Consider the following 16565-nt stretch of genomic DNA (forward strand, 5'->3'; position numbering starts at 1 on the left):
GGATCGAAGCCGGGAGCCGTCCACGATATGCACTAAATGTCCAGGAAGCGGACATCCTTGGCGTTGCGCTGGATGAAGTTCCGCCGCGACTCCACGTCCTCCCCCATGAGGACGCTGAAGAGCTCGTCCGCGGTTGCCGCGTCGTCGAGAGTCACCTGGAGCAGCGACCGGGTCGCCGGGTCCATCGTGGTCTCCCACAGCTCGTGGTAGTTCATCTCGCCGAGACCCTTGTAGCGCTGGATGCCGTCGTAGCGGCGCGGGTCGGCCTTGCCGGCGGCGATGCCCATCTCGATGAGGCCGTCGCGCTCGCGGTCGGAGTACGCGTACTCGACCACGTCGCCCTTGCGGTTCCACTTGATCTTGTACAGCGGGGGCTGCGACATGTAGACGTGGCCCATCTCGACCAGCGGCCGCATGAAGCGGAACAGCAGCGTCAGCAGCAGGGTGTTGATGTGCTGGCCGTCCACGTCGGCGTCGGACATCATGATCACCTTGTGGTACCGGAGCTTCTCGATGTCGAACTCTTCGTGAATGCCGGTACCCAGGGCCGTGATGATGGCCTGGACCTCGTTGTTCTTCAAGACCTTGTCGATACGGGCCTTCTCGACGTTGAGGATCTTGCCCCGGATCGGCAGAATGGCCTGCGTACGGGGGTTGCGCCCCTGCTTGGCCGAACCGCCGGCGGAGTCACCCTCGACGATGAAGACCTCGGACTCACGCGGGTCCGTCGACTGGCAGTCGGCCAGCTTGCCCGGCATCGACGAGGTTTCGAGAAGGCTCTTGCGGCGCGCGAGTTTCCTCGCCTGCGCGGCCGCCTTACGGGCCTGCGCGGCCGCCGAGGCCTTCTGGATGATCGTCTTGGCCTCGCTGGGGTTGCGCTCGAACCAGTCCGCCAGCCGCTCGTTGACGATCTTCTGGACGAAGCCCTTGACCTCGGTGTTTCCCAGCTTCGTCTTCGTCTGGCCCTCGAACTGCGGCTCGCGCAGCTTCACCGAGATGATCGCGGCCAGGCCCTCGCGGATGTCCTCGCCGGACAGGCGGTCGGAGTCGTTCTTGAGCAGCTTGCGCTCCGAGCCGTACTTGTTGACGATGCCGGTCAGCGCCGCACGGAAGCCCTCCTCGTGCGTACCGCCCTCATGGGTGTTGATGGCGTTGGCGAAGGTGTAGACCGACTCCCCGTAGGACTCGTTCCACTGGAGCGCGACCTCGGCGCCCATGCCGGCGCCGTCGTCCTGCGCCTCGAAGTGCACCACCGAACGGTGCAGCGGCGACTTGGTGGCGTTGAGGTGCCGGACGAAGTCGGCGATGCCCTCGTCGTAGCGGAACGTCACCTCGCGCGGCTTGTCGTCCTCGAAGTTCTCCGGACGCTCGTCGCGCAGGATGATCGTCAGGCCCTTGGTCAGGAAGGCCATCTCCTGCAGGCGCCGGTAGATCGTCTCGAAGTTGAAGATCACCGTCTCGAAGATCGAGGCGTCCGGCCAGAACGACACCGAGGAACCCGACGTGCTCGTCGCCTCGCCCTTCTCCAGCGGAGAGGGCTTCGAGTTCGTGTACGTCTGCCGGTAGACGTTGCCGTTCTTGTGGATCTCGACGGCCATCTTCGTCGACAGCGCGTTCACCACCGACACACCGACGCCGTGCAAACCGCCGGAGACCGCGTAGGCCTTGCCGTCGAACTTGCCGCCCGCGTGCAGAACCGTCAGCGCGACCTCGACACCCGGCTTCTTCAGCTTCGGGTGGAGGTCGACGGGGAAACCACGCCCGTTGTCGATGACACGAACGCCACCGTCCTCCAGCAGCGTGACGTTGATCGTGTCGCAGAAACCGGCCATCGCCTCATCGACCGCGTTGTCGACGATCTCCTGGACCAGGTGGTGGAGACCGCGCTCGCCGGTGGAGCCGATGTACATGCCGGGACGCTTGCGTACTGCCTCAAGTCCTTCGAGGACCTGGATCTGATTGGCGCCGTACTCGTCCTTGGCGGCTGCGTTCACGCAAGAACCCACTTTCATCGTTTCGCCTCGACAGTCCGAGACTGTGGCCCCGGGCCGTTCGCGAGCCAGCGCGCGACACTCCGGACACGGTGTGTCGATCGGGCTGGCCCGCTTCGATCCTACTTGCCCCCTGCGACAGGAACGGCACCGCACACGCCCTCACGTGGCCGTGCAGCGCCGAAAACCCGGCTCGCCTACTCCCCCACTCGCCCCAAGGCTACCCGTACGTGTCGCGCGAACCTGGAAATCGTACGCGCCGGGGCCCGAGATTGCGGCGGGTCTGTGTGGGACCGTGCACACGGACCCTCGTGACCAGTCCGTGACCGAGGTCCTCGGCGATCTTCTTCAAGATCGTTCCCTGGAACAGACGCAGTTGCGTCGCCCAGGCCGTCGACTCGGCCTCGACGACGAGCTCGGTCTCGGCGAGCGAGACCGGACGGCAGTGCGCGGCGATCTCGGCGCCGACGATGGCCTCCCACCGGCCGAAGACCCCGTGATGGGCCGCGGGCTGCTGCCAGCCGCGGTCCTTGAGCAACTTCGCCAGCAGCGACGCCAGGGGCTGCGGGTCGCGTTTGTCCGGACCCGGGCCGGTGTATCCCGCCGACTTGCGGCGAGGTCGGTAGGGCATGCCCTGCTCACGCGACACGGCGATCCCCTCCCCGGTGGTCACACGACACGGCGGACCTCGCCCTCGGCGACGTCGTAACGCGCGCCGGCCAGCGCCGGTGGGACGTCCCCCGCGACGGCGCAGGTGACCAGGACCTGCGCGGCACCGTCGACGAGCTCGGCGAGCCGGTCGCGGCGGGTGGCGTCGAGCTCGGCGAACACGTCGTCGAGGATCAGCACCGGTTCGATGCCCTCGGCGCGCAGGAGGTCGTAGGCGGCGAGGCGCAGGGCCAGCGCGAAGGACCACGACTCGCCATGGCTGGCGTAGCCCTTCGCGGGGAGGTCGCCGAGCTGGAGGGTGATCTCGTCGCGCTGCGGGCCGACGAGGGTCGAGCCCCGGTCGATCTCGGCGTCACGGGCGGCGGCGAGAGCGTTGAGCATCCGCGCCGACAGCAGCTCGCGGTCGGCGGTGAGCTGCCCGGAGTCGTCGTCGAGCGTGGACTTGTACGTGATCGACGCGCGCCCCTTGCCCTGGCTGACGGCGTCGTAGGCCTTGGTCACGTAGGGCGCGAGGGTCTCGACGAGCGCGAGCCGCCCGGCGAGGAGTTCGGCGCCGAAGTCGGCGAGCTGCTTGTCCCAGGCCTCCAGGGTCCGCAGGTCGCCGGAGTCGGCGGCGGCACGGCGGCCGGTCACCTTGCGGGCCAGGTAGGCCGTGCGCAGGAGCGTGTTGCGCTGCTTGAGGACCCGGTCGTAGTCGGAGCGGACGCCCGCGAAGCGGGGGTGCCGCGCGACGAGCAGGTCGTCGAGGAAACGCCGGCGCTCGGCGGGTTCGCCGCGTACCAGCGCGAGGTCCTCGGGGGCGAAGAGGATGACCCTCAGCGCGCCGATCAGGTCACGGGCCCTGGGGAGGGCCGCGCGGCCCAGGCGGGCGCGGTTGGCCTTGCCGGGCACGAGCTCCAGCTCGGCGAGCAGTTCACGGCCCTCGTGGACGATCGCGGCCCGCAGGATCGCGCGTTCGGCCCCGGCCCGCACCAGCGGCGCGTCGGCCGAGACCCGGTGACTGCCGAGGGTCGCCAGGTATCCCAGCGCCTCGACGAGGTTGGTCTTCCCGGCCCCGTTGGGCCCGACGAGAACGCTCGGGCCCGGTTCGAGGTCGACGACGACATGCGGGTACGAGCGGAAGTCGATGAGTTCGAATCGACGAACGTGCACTTTCCTACCGCCCGACCCGCCTGAGGTTTCCCGCTACTTCTTGGACTGCACGGCGTGGCCGCCGAACTGGTTGCGCAGGGCCGAAACGGCCTTCATCGCCGGGGAGTCGTCCTGGCGCGACTCGAAGCGCGCGAACAGCGACGCCGAGATCACGTGCAGCGGGACGGCCAGGCGAATGGCCTCCTCGACGGTCCAGCGGCCCTCGCCGGAGTCGCTGGAGTAGCCGGTGATGTCGGCCAGCTCCGGGTCCTCCCGGAGGGCGTTGTCGAGCAGGTCCAGCAGCCAGGAGCGGATCACGGTGCCCTCGCGCCAGGACTTGATCACGGCGGGGACGTCGGTCACGTGCTCGCTGGCGGCGAGGAGCTCGTAGCCCTCGGCGTAGGCGTGCATCATGCCGTACTCGATGCCGTTGTGGACCATCTTCGCGTAGTGGCCCGCGCCGACGCCGCCGGCGTGCACGAAGCCGTACTCGCCTTCGGGCTTGAGCGCCTCGAAGATCGGCATCAGGCGGGAAACATCCTCGTCGGAGCCGCCGACCATCAGCGCGTAGCCGTTCTCCAGGCCCCACACGCCGCCGGAGACACCCGCGTCGACGTAACCGATGCCCTTGGGCGCCAGGTGCTCGGCGTGGACCAGGTCGTCGGTGAAGCGGGAGTTTCCCCCGTCGATGAGGATGTCGCCCTCGGAGAGCAGCTCCCCGAGGGCGTGCACGGTGTCGCGGGTGGCGTCGCCCGACGGGACCATGATCCACACGGCACGCGGCCCTTCGAGGCCCTTGACGAGCGCCTCCAGGCTGTCCACATCGGACAGGTTCGGGTCGCGGTCGTAGCCGATGACCTCGTGGCCGGCGTTGCGCAGTCGCGTGCGCATGTTGCCGCCCATCTTGCCGAGGCCGACGATGCCGAGCTGCATGGATGGTCCCCTTTTCGCCTAGCTCTCGAACCGAAGCGGCTGGAGCAAGTACTTGTAGCCCTCGATCTCCTGGACCTCGTCGTCCTCGCCGGGGGCGGCACCGGTCAGCACGACCGGCTTCATCGGATCTGTGAACGAGAGTACGGCGGTCGGGGCGTTGATGGCGGACAGACCGTCCAGCAGGTACTGGGAGTTGAACGCGACCGTCATCGGTTCCCCGTCGTATTCGCAGTCCATGGCCTCGCTCGCCTTGGCGTCTTCGGTGCCGCCGGCCTCGACGACGAGCCCTTCGCTGTCGATCCGCAGTTGGATGCGGGTGTCGCGTTCGGCGACGAGGGCCACACGGCGGGAGACCTCGACGAGTTCGGCGGCGGTGACACGGAGCTTGGCGTTGTAGGCGGTCGGCAGCAACGACCGTAGCTTAGGCAGCTGGCCGTCGAGCACGCGGCTGGTGGTGTGCCGGTTCTGCGCCGAGAAGCCGACCAGGCCGGTGCCGCCTTCCTGCGGCATCGCGATGGTGACGTCGCCACCGGCCGGGCCGAAGCTGCGGGCGGTGTCCGACAGGGCCTTCGCCGGGATCAGCATCGTGAGGTTGATGTCGTCGTCGTCGGGTGCCCAGTCGAGCTCGCGGACGGCCATCCGGTAGCGGTCGGTGGCCAGCAGCGCCAGGCTCGTGCCGATCATCTCGACCTGCACGCCGGTCATCGTCGGCAGCGTGTCGTCGCGTCCGGCGGCTACGGCGACCTGCGAGACCGCGGTCGCGAAGACGTCGGCGGGGATCGTGCCGACCGCGCCGGGCATCGCCGGGAGCGCCGGGTAGTCCTCGACGGGCATCGTCGGCAACGTGAAGCGCGCGCTGCCGCAGGTGATCTCGGCGTGGCCGTCGACGGCGGCGAACTCGACGGGCTTGGCCGGGAGGGCCTTGACGATCTCGGCGAGCAGGCGGCCGGAGACCAGGGCGGTGCCGGGGGCGTCGGCCTCGACGTTGACGGTGACCTGGCTGGAGATCTCGTAGTCGAACCCGGAGATGGTCAGGGCGCCGTCGTTGACGCTCAGCAGCGCTCCGGCGAGGACCGGCACCGAGGGCCGGGTCGGGAGGCTCTTGGCGGTCCAGGTGACCGCCGTGGTCAGTGCGTCGCGTTCGACTCGAAACTTCATGCTCTCTCCTTGCGGCTGGACCGGCCGCTCGTCACGGCCCGGCTGGCTGAGTTTTCCACACAGCGACTATTGGTTGTTTCCCTCTATAGGTAAATACCGTCGTCGTGTTGAGTGCTGTGGAAACTGTGGAAAAGGCCTGTTTCGGCTGGCCAAGACGCTACGGGCCTGTGGACGTCCTGTGGAGCCGCCTGGGGAAAACCCCCGTGTTCGTCCACAGGTTGGCATGTTCGCTGAGTTGTCCACATTCGTCCACAGGTTCATGCACAGGGTTTCCCACAGGTTTCCCACAGGGATGTGCACACCGAAACCGGACTTGTCCACAGACTTGTCCACACTACGTGCACAACCTGTGGACGTAGGCGTGTCTCCTGTGGAGGGACCTGTGGACGAAGTCGCTGACCTGCGGTTTCGCCTGTGCACAGAGACGCGAGAGTTACCCACATCCTGTGGATTGCGGGTGTGGACAAGTATCGGCGGCCGTCGATGCCGACGGCAGGGGAAACGCCCCGCGAGCCAGTCGCGGGGCGTGAGGAAACCCTCGGGTCTTGTTCTTCACACCCGTTCGGCTGTGAAGGGTCCTAGTTCCCCGTCTGCTTGATCCGGTTGGTCAGCTCGGCGATCTGGTTGTAGAGCGTGCGTCGTTCGGCCATCTGCTTGCGGATCTTGCGGTCGGCGTGCATGACGGTCGTGTGGTCGCGGCCGCCGAAGGCCTGGCCGATCCGGGGCAGGGACAGGTCGGTCAGTTCACGGCACAGGTACATCGCGACCTGGCGTGCGTTGACCAGGACCCGCGAGCGGGAGTGCCCGCAGAGGTCGTCGTTGGTGACACTGAAGTAGTCGGCGGTCGCGCGCATGATGTCCTCGGCGGACACGTCGGGCGGGCCGTCGTTGTCGGGGATGTAGTCCGACAGGACCTGCTCGGCGAGGGCACGGTCGATCGGCGAGCGGTTGAGGCTGGCGAAGGCCGTCACCCGGATGAGGGCGCCCTCCAGCTCCCGGATCGAGTGCTGGATGCGGCTGGCGATGTACTCCAGGGCGTCGAAGGGCGCGTCGAGGCGCTCCTGAGCGGCCTTCTTCTGGAGGATCGCGATGCGGGTCTCCAGGTCGGGCGGCTGGATGTCGGCGAGCAGACCCCACTCGAAACGCGTGCGCAGACGGTCTTCGAGGGTCGACAGCTGCTTGGGCGAGCGGTCGGAGGTGATGACGATCTGCTTGTTGGCGTTGTGGAGGGTGTTGAAGGTGTGGAAGAACTCCTCCTGCGTCCGCTCCGCGCGCTCCAGGAACTGGATGTCGTCGATGAGCAGGATGTCGACGTCGCGGTAGCGGCGCTGGAAGGCCTGCCGCTTGTCGTCGCGGAGGGAGTTGATGAAGTCGTTGGTGAACTCCTCGGTCGACACGTACCGGACGCTGCGGGCGTTGCCCAGGCCCGTCGCGTAGTGACCGATGGCGTGCACGAGGTGCGTCTTGCCCAGGCCGGAGTCCCCGTAGATGAACAGCGGGTTGTAGGCCTTGGCGGGCGATTCGGCGACGGCGACCGCGGCGGCGTGCGCGAAACGGTTGGAGGAGCCGATGACGAAGGTGTCGAAGTTGTACTTCGCGTTGAGCCGGGAGGCGTTGGCCGGGTTCGACGTGTTGCTCGCGCCGACCGGCCGCTGCGGGCGGGGGGCGAGGACGTCGTCGGGCTGCTGGCCGAGCTTCGTGCCGCCCCGGTAGGCGCCGCTCATGGGGGAACGGTCTTCGAGGGCGGTGTCGTCGACCGGCGACGGCGGCGCGACGGGCGGGCCGGACCGCTCGGGTGCGACGTGGGCCGGCTGCTCCTGTGGTTCGCGCTGCGTCGGCGGCACGGGGGCCAGGTTGTTGATCGGGGCCTGCGGCGGCAGGAGCGTCGGCTGGATCAGCGTCGAGTCCTCCGGGTGCCGCTGCGCCGGGGGCTCCTCGGGCGCGGGCGGCCGGACCGTCACCGCGATCTGCACCGAGCGGCCGAGATGGTGGCCGAGCGCCGTGGTGAGCGTCGTGCGCAGCCGTGACTCGAAGGCCTCCCGCGCGAACTGGTTCGGCGCGGCGATGATGACGGTGTCCTCGAACAACCCCAGCGGCTGGGTCAGGCGGAGCCAGGCCCGCTGCTGTGCCGACAACCCGGCGTCGCCGAGTTCCTCGGCGACCGCGCGCCACACCGCGCTCAGGTCGGTCGACGCCGCAGCGCCTTCAGTCGTCTCGCCTGCCACGGCGGTCCCACCCCCATGATCGTGTTGGTTATCCACAGGTTATCCACAGCCTGTGCACGAGCTGATCAGCCCTATTTCTTTGTGACCACGACCCCGGGTCAAATCCGGACGTATCATGACGCAACGGTGCGCTACGCACGGTTTGGAGTATGGGAAGCGGTGTTGCCGAAGACCTGCAACAAGCTGGCACGCTAGTCTGTGGCGCGCGTCGACACAAGCGTTGTCCACAGGTCCTGTGGATTATCGCCGTGGAGTTGGCACGCCGTTTCACCCGGGCCGGTTGTCGATCGCCCGGCGCGGCCAGTAGTGTTGACCGGCCGTTACCAGGGCGCCGCTGTGCCATTGATACTCTTGTACACGCACGTAAGCGTCCGCACGGCCTGTAGTCACACCGTGCAACACCGATCTTGGAGTCCCAGCCGTGAGCAAGCGCACCTTCCAGCCGAACAACCGCCGCCGCGCGAAGACCCACGGCTTCCGGCTGCGTATGCGTACGCGCGCCGGCCGGGCCATCATCGCCCTTCGCCGCCGCAAGGGCCGCGAGCGTCTCTCCGCTTGATAGCGGCCGGGACGTCTCCCCACAGATTTCGTGAGGCCCGCTCGTGCTGCCAAAGGCCGCGCGGCTGCGGAGCCGCGCTGACTTCTCCGCTACCACGCGGGGACGTCGCGCTGCCCGCGGCGCGCTCGTCGTCCACCTCAAGGTGACCGGCGAAGGCCGACCGGCGCGAGCGGGTTTCGTCGTGTCCAAAGCCGTCGGCGGTGCCGTCGTTCGCAACCGGGTGAAGCGCCGACTGCGCCACCTCGTCGCCGAACGCATCGGCGCGTGGGAGCCCGGCACGGACATCGTCGTCCGGGCGCTCCCCCTCGCCGCGGGCCGTGACCACACCGGCCTCGGCGCCGATCTCGACGGGGCCCTCGCGAGTGCGAGACAGCCCCGTAAGCACGGCCGGGAGCGTCCGAAATGACGCCAGCCCGGCTCCTGTCGTTGCCCATCGTCGCGTACCGTCGATGGATAAGCCCGGCACTGCCGGCCCGTTGTCGATTCCACCCGTCGTGTAGCGCCTACGCCCTTGAGGCGATCTCGGTGCACGGGGCGTTGCGTGGGTTCTACCTCGCGGTCCGGAGAGTGCTGCGTTGCCAACCGTTCCACCCGGGCGGTTATGACCCGGTGCCGCCACCACGGCACAAGGTCGCTGAAACTGAAGCTAGGGAGACGTAGCTTGTCCGGCATCTTCCCGCTCGAGTGGTTGTACTGGAGCATCTCGTGGCTGCTGCTTAGCTGGCACTCGCTGTGGGACGCGATCCTGCCTTCCGGTGAGGTACTCGGTACCAACTGGTCGTGGATCCTCGCGATCGTCTTCCTCGTGCTGACCGTCCGCACCCTGTTGTTCCCGCTGTTTGTCAAGCAGATCAAGTCTCAGCGCGCGATGCAGGCGCTCCAGCCGAAGGTCAAGGAGCTCCAGGCCAAGTACAAGCACGACCGCCAGGAGATGCAGCGGCAGCTCATGGAGCTGTACCGCAAGGAGAAGGCCAACCCGCTCATGGGCTGCCTTCCCATGCTGCTTCAGGCGCCCGTGTTCATCGGTCTGCTGCACGTCCTGCGTCGTGTTCACCCGGGTAACACCCAGACCGACCTGTACGGCTGGACGCCCGACCAGTTCGACAGCTTCCTGAACTCGCGGTTGTTCAACGCGCCGATCTGGTCGAGCTTCAACACCCCCGACGCGCAGCTGCAGGAGCTCAACTCCAGCACGATCACGGTCAAGATCATCTGTGCCGTCCTGATCGCGTGCATGGTCGCCACGACCTACATGACCTCGCGTCAGATGATCCTCAAGACCGGGTGGGCCGAGGACCGCCAGCAGAAGATGATGCAGCGCCTGATGCTCTACGGCATCCCGGCCACGCTGCTCGTCTCCGGCGTGATGTTCCCGATCGGTGTCGTCCTGTACTGGGTGATCTCGAACGCGTTCTCGCTCGGGCAGCAGATGTGGGTGCTGCGGAAGTTCCCACCGCCGAAGATGTCTGGCTCCAACGGCGCGAAGTCGCCCGCCGCGGGCAAGCCCGGATCGAAAGCCGCCGAGAAGGCACGTGCGGAGGCCGTGGCCCGCGCCAAGGAATTGGCGCCGAAGCCCGGAGCGAAGCCGGCCAACTCGAAGAAGGGCGGCACCCGTAAAGGTGCCGGCAAGTAAAGGGAGAGGCAGCACGTGGCTGAAACGACGACGGATGTCGCCCGTGGTGAGGCTTCAGAGGGGCGCACCACCGCGGGGGTAGACACCGACGCGCTGTTCGAGCAGAGCGAGATCGCCGCCGACTACGTCGAGGGGCTGCTCGACATTCTCGACACCGACGGGGACATCGACGAGCTCGTGAAGGACGACCGCCCGATCGTGGAGGTCGTCGGCGAAGGGCTCAACCAGCTGGTCGGTCCGGGTGGGGCGACGCTGGAGGCACTCCAGGAGCTGACGCGACTGGCGGTCTTCCGCAAGACCGGCGAGCACAGCAGGCTCATGCTCGACATCGGGGGCTTCCGTTCCAGCCGCCGCGCCGAGCTGCAGGCCCTGGCGAAGAAGGTGGCCGACGAGGTCGCGCAGTACGGCAACCCCGTGCGGCTCGACCCGATGAACGCCTTCGAGCGCAAGTGCGTGCACGACGTCATCAACGCGCGCAAGGACGTGGCGAGCGAGTCGGAGGGCACCGAGCCCGACCGTCGCGTGATCGTGAGCCCGGCTTGAGTTCGCAGGACGAGACGACGAACGGCCCCTCCACGGAGGGGCCGTTCCCCGTTGGGGACGCGGAGGCGGCCGCCGGAGACAGCGGTGCCGGGGCTGCGGCGGACGGGTTCGCGCCGCCGCCGGGACTCGCGGACACCGCCGCCAAGGTCTTCGGTGAGCGGGAAACCCTGGCCGTCGCCTACGCCGAGCTTCTCGCCACCGACGGCGTCGAGCGAGGCCTGATCGGCCCCCGTGAGGTCCCCCGCCTCTGGGAACGGCACATGTTGAACTGTGGGGTACTCGCCGAGCTCATCCCCGAAGCGGTCGCCGTGATCGACGTCGGCTCGGGGGCGGGGCTGCCCGGGATCCCCCTGGCGATCGTGCGACCCGATGTCGAGGTCATGCTCGTCGAGCCGATGCTCCGCCGCACCGTGTTCCTGGAGGAGGCCGTCAAGGCCCTCGGGCTCACGAACGTCACCGTGTTCAGGGGCCGCGCCGAGGACTGCGACGTCGCCGCCCCCATCGTGACGGCCCGCGCCGTCGCGGCACTGGACAAGCTGGCGCGTTGGTGCCTTCCGCTGGTGGTGAGCGGCGGTGAACTCCTCGCGATGAAGGGCAGTTCCGCACAGGAGGAAGTCACCACCCACGCCAAGGCCGTTCGTAAAGCCGGCGGCACCGACGCGGAAGTGCTCACGTGTGGCGCCGGACTCCTGGAAGTCCCGACCACGATCGTGCGGATCAGGAAGCGGTAGGTTTCCCGAACCTTCGTACGAACGGCGACCGACGAGAAGTCGGTCGCCGTTTCACGTGAAACATCGCGCAGACGGCGACGGTGGTGGTGCCGACAGCCGTGTCCCGGACGCCACCGCTCCGATCTCGACTCGAAGTACCTCGGAGGCCGGGACGTTTCCGTTTCACGTGAAACATCGCCTAGCGCCACCCTGCCCCAGTCCTCCTCGTTTCACGTGAAACATCGCGCTGGCACGCAAGGACCCGACTCCCGTTTCACGTGAAACATTCCACCGATGCTCAGCCTGGGCTCTCCCCCGCCGGTTCTGTCGACGGTGCTGGGCGCTGGCCCTCCGCAGTTCGCCCTACCCCGGCAGCTCGCCGTTGCCGCCGGTCTCTGTCTGCGTCGGTGTCGGCGTGCCACCGTCGCTTTCCTTACCAAGCGTCGCCGTCATCATCGCGCCCTCCGTGGCGGCGGCTCACGCACAGGCTTCCGCGCCCGCCGATGCAACGCCAGTCACGGCCGTCGCCATCGCGATCACCGCCACCTGATCACTGGCTGCACGTCGCGGTCGGCGTCGCCGTCGCCGCCGGCACGGCAACGCTCATCCGCGCCAAACGCTCATCGGCGCCAAACGCCTTCCAACGGCGACCTCGCCGCCGTGCCGGCCCGCACGCATGCTCGTGCTCCTCGCCGAACTCGCCCTCAAGCCGAGGCGCTTCCACCGCGGCCCCGTTTCACGTGAAACATCGCCACCCACCGACCTTCCCGCCGATGTTTCACGTGAAACACTCCCCCGCCAGCGACTTCACCACGCTCCCCACCGCCCAACTTTCACCGCCTCCTAACTTGCCGGACTGATGCCCGGGTGTCGGATGGCGGCCGCGCAAAGAAGCCTCGTAGTCTGTCGAAGCATGCGCGCGATCGTTTCACGTGAAACATCAACCCGTCGAACGATGGAATCGATCGCGCTCGTGTCGTGTCCGATGCGACGAGGTGTGGATGATGTCTGAAGATGCGACCCCGCTGGGCGGCAACTCAAGCCACCGACGGATCCGCGAGATGCTGGACGCTGCGGCGGCACAGGGTGCCCCCGCGGCTGCTCCCTCCGATGCCGCCGCGCCTTTAAAGGGTGCGGCGAGAGCGGGTGAGTCAACGGAGCCGTACCACGGGGAGCGGGAGATGCGGCAGATCTACACCGACGACGAGTCGGAGCGCAGAGCCAGCCGGGTAGGACCCGGTGGGGTGTATCCACAGACGCGTGGGCGTCATTCCGACGAGGACAAGGGGCAGGCCACCGTGCTGCCGACCGGCCCGCGCAAACCGCCCGAGGCCGAGGACGACCTGCCGCTGGCCCAGGAGGCCAAGCGCGCCGTCAAGGTCCTCAACCCCGGCGGCGAGGTTCTCATGCCGCGCCCGACCCACTGCCGGGTCATGGCCGTGGCGAACCAGAAGGGCGGCGTCGGCAAGACCACCAGTGCGGTGAACCTCGCTGTTTCCCTTGCGCTGCACGGGAACCGCGTGATGGTCATCGACCTCGACCCGCAGGGCAACGCCTCCACCGGTCTCGGCGTCGAGCACCACACCGAGGTCCCCAGCATCTACGACTCCCTCATCGAGAGCGTCCCGCTGAACGAGGTCGCCACCACCGTCGACGGCATCCCGAACCTGTGGTGCGTCCCGGCGACCATCGACCTCGCCGGCTCCGAAGTCGAGCTCGTCTCGATGGTCGCCCGCGAGTCGCGTCTGCGGATGGCGATCGAAGGCTACGAGCAGGAGCTCGACTACGTCTTCATCGACTGCCCGCCGTCGCTCGGGCTGCTCACCGTCAACGCGCTCGTCGCAGCTCAGGAAGTCCTGATTCCCATCCAGTGCGAGTACTACGCGCTGGAAGGTCTCGGGCAGCTCCTGCGCAACATCGAGCTCGTCAAGGCCCACCTCAACCCGCAGCTGCGCGTCTCGACGATCCTGCTGACCATGTACGACGGGCGCACGAAGCTCGCCGATCAGGTCGAGCAGGAAGTTCGCGGCCACTTCGGTGACACCGTCCTGAAGTCGGTCGTGCCGCGCAGCGTCCGCGTGTCGGAGGCGCCCGGGTACGGTCAGTCGGTCATGACCTACGATCCCGGCTCGCGGGGGGCTACGAGCTACTTCGAGGCCGCTGAAGAGATCGCCGTTCGCGGCGCTGCGATGGGAGACCGGTAATGGCGCCGCCGAAGCGACGTGGCCTCGGGCGAGGCCTCGGGGCGCTCATCCCCACCGACGTCTCCGACCTGACGGCCGAGCCCGCCTCCCCGCCGAAGAAGAGCACGAGTCCGGCGTTGCAGGCCGGCCTCGACCAGATGAGCGAGCGGATGCGCCAGCGCGACCGCGAGGAAGGGCAGGAGAACCTGCCGCCCGCCGTGCCGGGGCAGTTCGTCGTTTCACGTGAAACGGAGAGCGGCTTGCATGGGGACTTCGTCGGCGAGGAAACCTACGCGGCCACGCGGGAAACCCCCGAGCCCGCGCCCATGGTCGTCGAAGAAGGCGCCGACGACGGCCTCGGCCTGGAGCCGGTGCCCGGCGCGAAGTTCCGGATCGTGCCGCTCGACCAGATCCTGGTCAACCCCAAGCAGCCCCGCGAGGTCTTCGACGAGGATGCCCTTGAGGAGCTGAAGACCTCGATCCGCGAGGTCGGCCTGCTCCAGCCGATCGTGGTGCGCCCCTATACGCAGGAAACCGAGCACGGCTCGCTCTCCCGCTATGAGCTCATCATGGGCGAGCGCCGACTGCGCGCCAGTCGCGCGATCGGCCTTGAGGCGATCCCGGCGATCGTGCGGGAAACCCGCGACGAGGACATGCTCCGCGACGCGCTTCTGGAGAACATCCACCGGGCGCAGCTGAACCCGCTCGAAGAGGGTGCCGCCTATCAGCAGCTCCTCGAAGAGTTCGGGGTGACGCAGGAGGAACTGTCGCGTCGTATCGGCCGCAGCCGCCCGCAGATCTCGAACACGATCAGGTTGCTGAATCTCCCGGCCGCCGTGCAGCGGCGTGTCGCAGCGGGTGTCCTGTCCGCCGGCCACGCCCGTGCGTTGCTGGGTCTGCCGACGCCTGATTCGCAGGAGAACGTCGCGAAGAGGATCGTCGCCGAAGGCCTTTCGGTGCGCAGCACCGAGGAGCTCGTGCAGGACATGACGTCGGCCGCGGAGCCCGTGGAGAACGCGCCGAAGCGGAAGTCGAAGGTTCACGCCCCCGGGGTGCAGGAGCTGTCGAACCGCCTCGCGGATCACTTCGACACGCGCGTGAAGGTCAATTTGGGGCAGCGCAAGGGACGGATCACGATCGAGTTCGCGACCGTGGCCGACCTTGAGCGCATCATCGGCGTGATGGGCATGAAGCCGAAGTCCGACGAGGACTGATTGTGGGGTCGCCGTTTCACGTGAAACGGCGATGATGAAAGCCGGGTGGTGCGCCACCCGGCTTTCGTGTTTCCGGTGCCCGAGAAGGGAGCCACCGTGAGGCTGTATCTCAAGTCCGCCGCCGCAGTCGACGCTCCGATCGTCGACGAGCTCCTCGCCGCCCATGCCGACGCCCACACAGGACGGCGCTCCCCCACCGGCGTCGCCCGGGCGAAGCTGACGACGCGGGCGACCGCCTCGGCGGTCGTCACCGCCGGAAGCCGACGGGCCCTGGGTTTTGCCCACGTCTGGCGCGACGGAACGGTCGCCCGTGCGCTCCTCGTGGTGCGCCCGGGAGCATGGGCCGCGCACGCGATCGGACAGGCGCTTGCCTCCTTCGCCGAGACCCACGCCGCGAAACTCGGTGTCACCTTCATCAAGACGCACCAGTGCGCCGCTGACACGGGCCTTGGCGCTGTCCTCGCCGAGCGCTCCTACCGCATCGCCTCGACGATCCTCCAGATGCGCGCAGACCTCACCGACCCGACGACGTCTGCGACGTTCACAGCGACCATCGCACCGGACGACGTCGAGGTCACCCCGTTCGATGCCGAGCGAGACGGCGACTGGCTCTTCGCCGTCGTGCATGAGGTCTTCCCCGACGAGAACGATGACGAGAAGGCGTGGTGGCGAGACCACCGCGACAATCCCACCCGCCTCTTCGATCCGGCCCTCTGGTTCGTCGCCCGCCGTCGGCTCGATGGCCACCTCGTCGGCTTCGCACTCGGCTTCCGGCGCGTCGAGGACGGGCGAGTGGTCGGTTACCTCGGAGGGCTCGGTGTCCGGAGGGCCGAGCGTGGCCGCGGCATCGGGCGAGCGTTGTTCATCGCGGTGACGGACGCCTTCGTCGAGGCGGGGTTTCCCTCGATGGCCCTCAGCGTTGCCTCGGGAAACCGGACAGGGGCGCTGTCTCTGTACCGAAGGTTCGGGATGACCGAGGTGCCGGAGTCGACGGAGTGGGCGAAGGAGCTTCCGGTGGCGTCGGCGGCGTACCTCTGTTTCACGTGAAACATGACCAACGGCCCGTCCGTTTCACGTGAAACATCGCGCGGGCAGCCGGGTCGTCCAGACGGTGAGCCGAACCTGGCGACGATCCTGTGGCTCCGTTCACGTGAAACAGTGGACCCAGGAAGGCTGCCAATCCTTGTGAGATGCGGCCATCAGGACGGCGACTGAGCGAGCCGTTTCACGTGAAACATCGCGCCCAGGTACGGCGTCCGCCGCCTCGGTCCTGTGCCTCGTGGACGGCATCTGGTTCTGTTTCACGTGAAACACCACCGTCGATCCGGGCGTCGACTCCTCACCCCCGCGCTTCGGAAGGCGATGGCGCCGACCCGTTTCACGTGAAACATGGCGGGCTGTTCTCTCCATCGGGCGTGCGGACTCCCTCAAGAAACTTCCGTCCCGCTGTCTGATGTGAAGCATCGGGAGCCTTTCGGCATGGCGCAACCGAGCCGACCGCTGTCATCCTCATCCCGAAGCCGAAGCCGAAGCCGAAGCCGAAGCCGAAGCCGAAGCCGAAGCCGAAGCCGAAGCCGAAGCCGAAGCCGAAGCCGAAGCCGAAGCCGAAGCCGAAG

The 16565-nt window shown here is 67.8% G+C and carries 16 protein-coding genes; 9 read left to right on the forward strand and 7 right to left on the reverse strand.

Annotation, left to right across the window (positions count from 1 at the left end; translation table 11 throughout):
• Positions 1-32: 32 nt before the first annotated feature.
• From gyrB to dnaA, 6 genes are all read right to left on the reverse strand, one after another.
• Entirely contained in the window at positions 33-1994 is a 1962-nt protein-coding gene (gene gyrB / locus HNR73_RS31060) for a DNA topoisomerase (ATP-hydrolyzing) subunit B (RefSeq protein WP_239121946.1), read from the reverse strand.
• Positions 1995-2211: 217 nt separating this feature from the next.
• On the reverse strand, positions 2212-2664 hold the full coding sequence (locus HNR73_RS31065) for a DciA family protein (protein ID WP_239121947.1): 453 nt from the start codon (positions 2662-2664) through the stop codon (positions 2212-2214).
• Entirely contained in the window at positions 2661-3812 is a 1152-nt protein-coding gene (gene recF, locus HNR73_RS31070; RefSeq protein ID WP_184791244.1) for a DNA replication/repair protein RecF, read from the reverse strand. Before recF ends, HNR73_RS31065 begins: the two co-directional genes overlap by 4 nt.
• 33 nt (positions 3813-3845) lie before the next feature.
• On the reverse strand, positions 3846-4724 hold the full coding sequence (gene gnd, locus HNR73_RS31075) for a phosphogluconate dehydrogenase (NAD(+)-dependent, decarboxylating) (RefSeq protein ID WP_184791245.1): 879 nt from the start codon (positions 4722-4724) through the stop codon (positions 3846-3848).
• 18 nt (positions 4725-4742) lie between these two features.
• Positions 4743-5882 carry a DNA polymerase III subunit beta gene (dnaN, locus tag HNR73_RS31080; protein WP_184791246.1) on the reverse strand — a complete coding sequence of 380 codons (1140 nt, stop codon included), beginning with the start codon at positions 5880-5882 and terminating at the stop codon, positions 4743-4745.
• Positions 5883-6460: 578 nt separating this feature from the next.
• Positions 6461-8107, reverse strand: a complete 1647-nt coding sequence (gene dnaA, locus HNR73_RS31085) for a chromosomal replication initiator protein DnaA (protein ID WP_239121948.1) — start codon at positions 8105-8107, stop codon at positions 6461-6463.
• Positions 8108-8528: 421 nt separating this feature from the next.
• Here dnaA and rpmH point away from each other — a divergent pair, with 421 nt between their 5' ends.
• From rpmH to HNR73_RS31130, 9 genes are all read left to right on the forward strand, one after another.
• Positions 8529-8666 (forward strand): 50S ribosomal protein L34, encoded by a 138-nt coding sequence (gene rpmH / locus HNR73_RS31090; RefSeq protein WP_184791248.1) that lies wholly within the window; start codon positions 8529-8531, stop codon positions 8664-8666.
• Positions 8667-8709: 43 nt separating this feature from the next.
• Entirely contained in the window at positions 8710-9072 is a 363-nt protein-coding gene (rnpA, locus tag HNR73_RS31095; RefSeq protein ID WP_184791249.1) for a ribonuclease P protein component, read from the forward strand.
• Positions 9069-9326, forward strand: coding sequence for a membrane protein insertion efficiency factor YidD (yidD, locus tag HNR73_RS31100; RefSeq protein WP_184791250.1), 258 nt, complete (start codon positions 9069-9071; stop codon positions 9324-9326). The genes rnpA and yidD overlap by 4 nt, the downstream gene beginning before the upstream one ends.
• Positions 9327-9336: 10 nt before the next feature.
• Entirely contained in the window at positions 9337-10299 is a 963-nt protein-coding gene (gene yidC / locus HNR73_RS31105) for a membrane protein insertase YidC (protein ID WP_239121951.1), read from the forward strand.
• A 15-nt stretch (positions 10300-10314) separates the two neighbouring features.
• Positions 10315-10842 carry a Jag family protein gene (locus HNR73_RS31110; RefSeq protein WP_184791252.1) on the forward strand — a complete coding sequence of 176 codons (528 nt, stop codon included), beginning with the start codon at positions 10315-10317 and terminating at the stop codon, positions 10840-10842.
• A complete protein-coding gene (rsmG, locus tag HNR73_RS31115) occupies positions 10839-11573 on the forward strand; it encodes a 16S rRNA (guanine(527)-N(7))-methyltransferase RsmG (protein ID WP_184791253.1) in 735 nt (244 codons plus the stop codon). Before HNR73_RS31110 ends, rsmG begins: the two co-directional genes overlap by 4 nt.
• Before the next feature lie 1160 nt (positions 11574-12733).
• On the forward strand, positions 12734-13756 hold the full coding sequence (locus tag HNR73_RS31120) for a ParA family protein (RefSeq protein ID WP_184791254.1): 1023 nt from the start codon (positions 12734-12736) through the stop codon (positions 13754-13756).
• A complete protein-coding gene (locus tag HNR73_RS31125; RefSeq protein ID WP_184791255.1) occupies positions 13756-14949 on the forward strand; it encodes a ParB/RepB/Spo0J family partition protein in 1194 nt (397 codons plus the stop codon). The genes HNR73_RS31120 and HNR73_RS31125 overlap by 1 nt, the downstream gene beginning before the upstream one ends.
• A gap of 96 nt (positions 14950-15045) precedes the next feature.
• Positions 15046-15996 carry a GNAT family N-acetyltransferase gene (locus tag HNR73_RS31130; protein ID WP_184791256.1) on the forward strand — a complete coding sequence of 317 codons (951 nt, stop codon included), beginning with the start codon at positions 15046-15048 and terminating at the stop codon, positions 15994-15996.
• A gap of 331 nt (positions 15997-16327) precedes the next feature.
• On the opposite strand, the gene HNR73_RS31135 is transcribed toward HNR73_RS31130, so the two are convergent.
• Positions 16328-16565, reverse strand: a 238-nt coding sequence (locus tag HNR73_RS31135) for a hypothetical protein (protein WP_184791257.1), incomplete at its 5' end; no start/stop codon positions are given.

Origin of the sequence: Phytomonospora endophytica, assembly GCF_014202425.1 — a bacterium.
GTDB lineage: Bacteria > Actinomycetota > Actinomycetes > Mycobacteriales > Micromonosporaceae > Phytomonospora > Phytomonospora endophytica.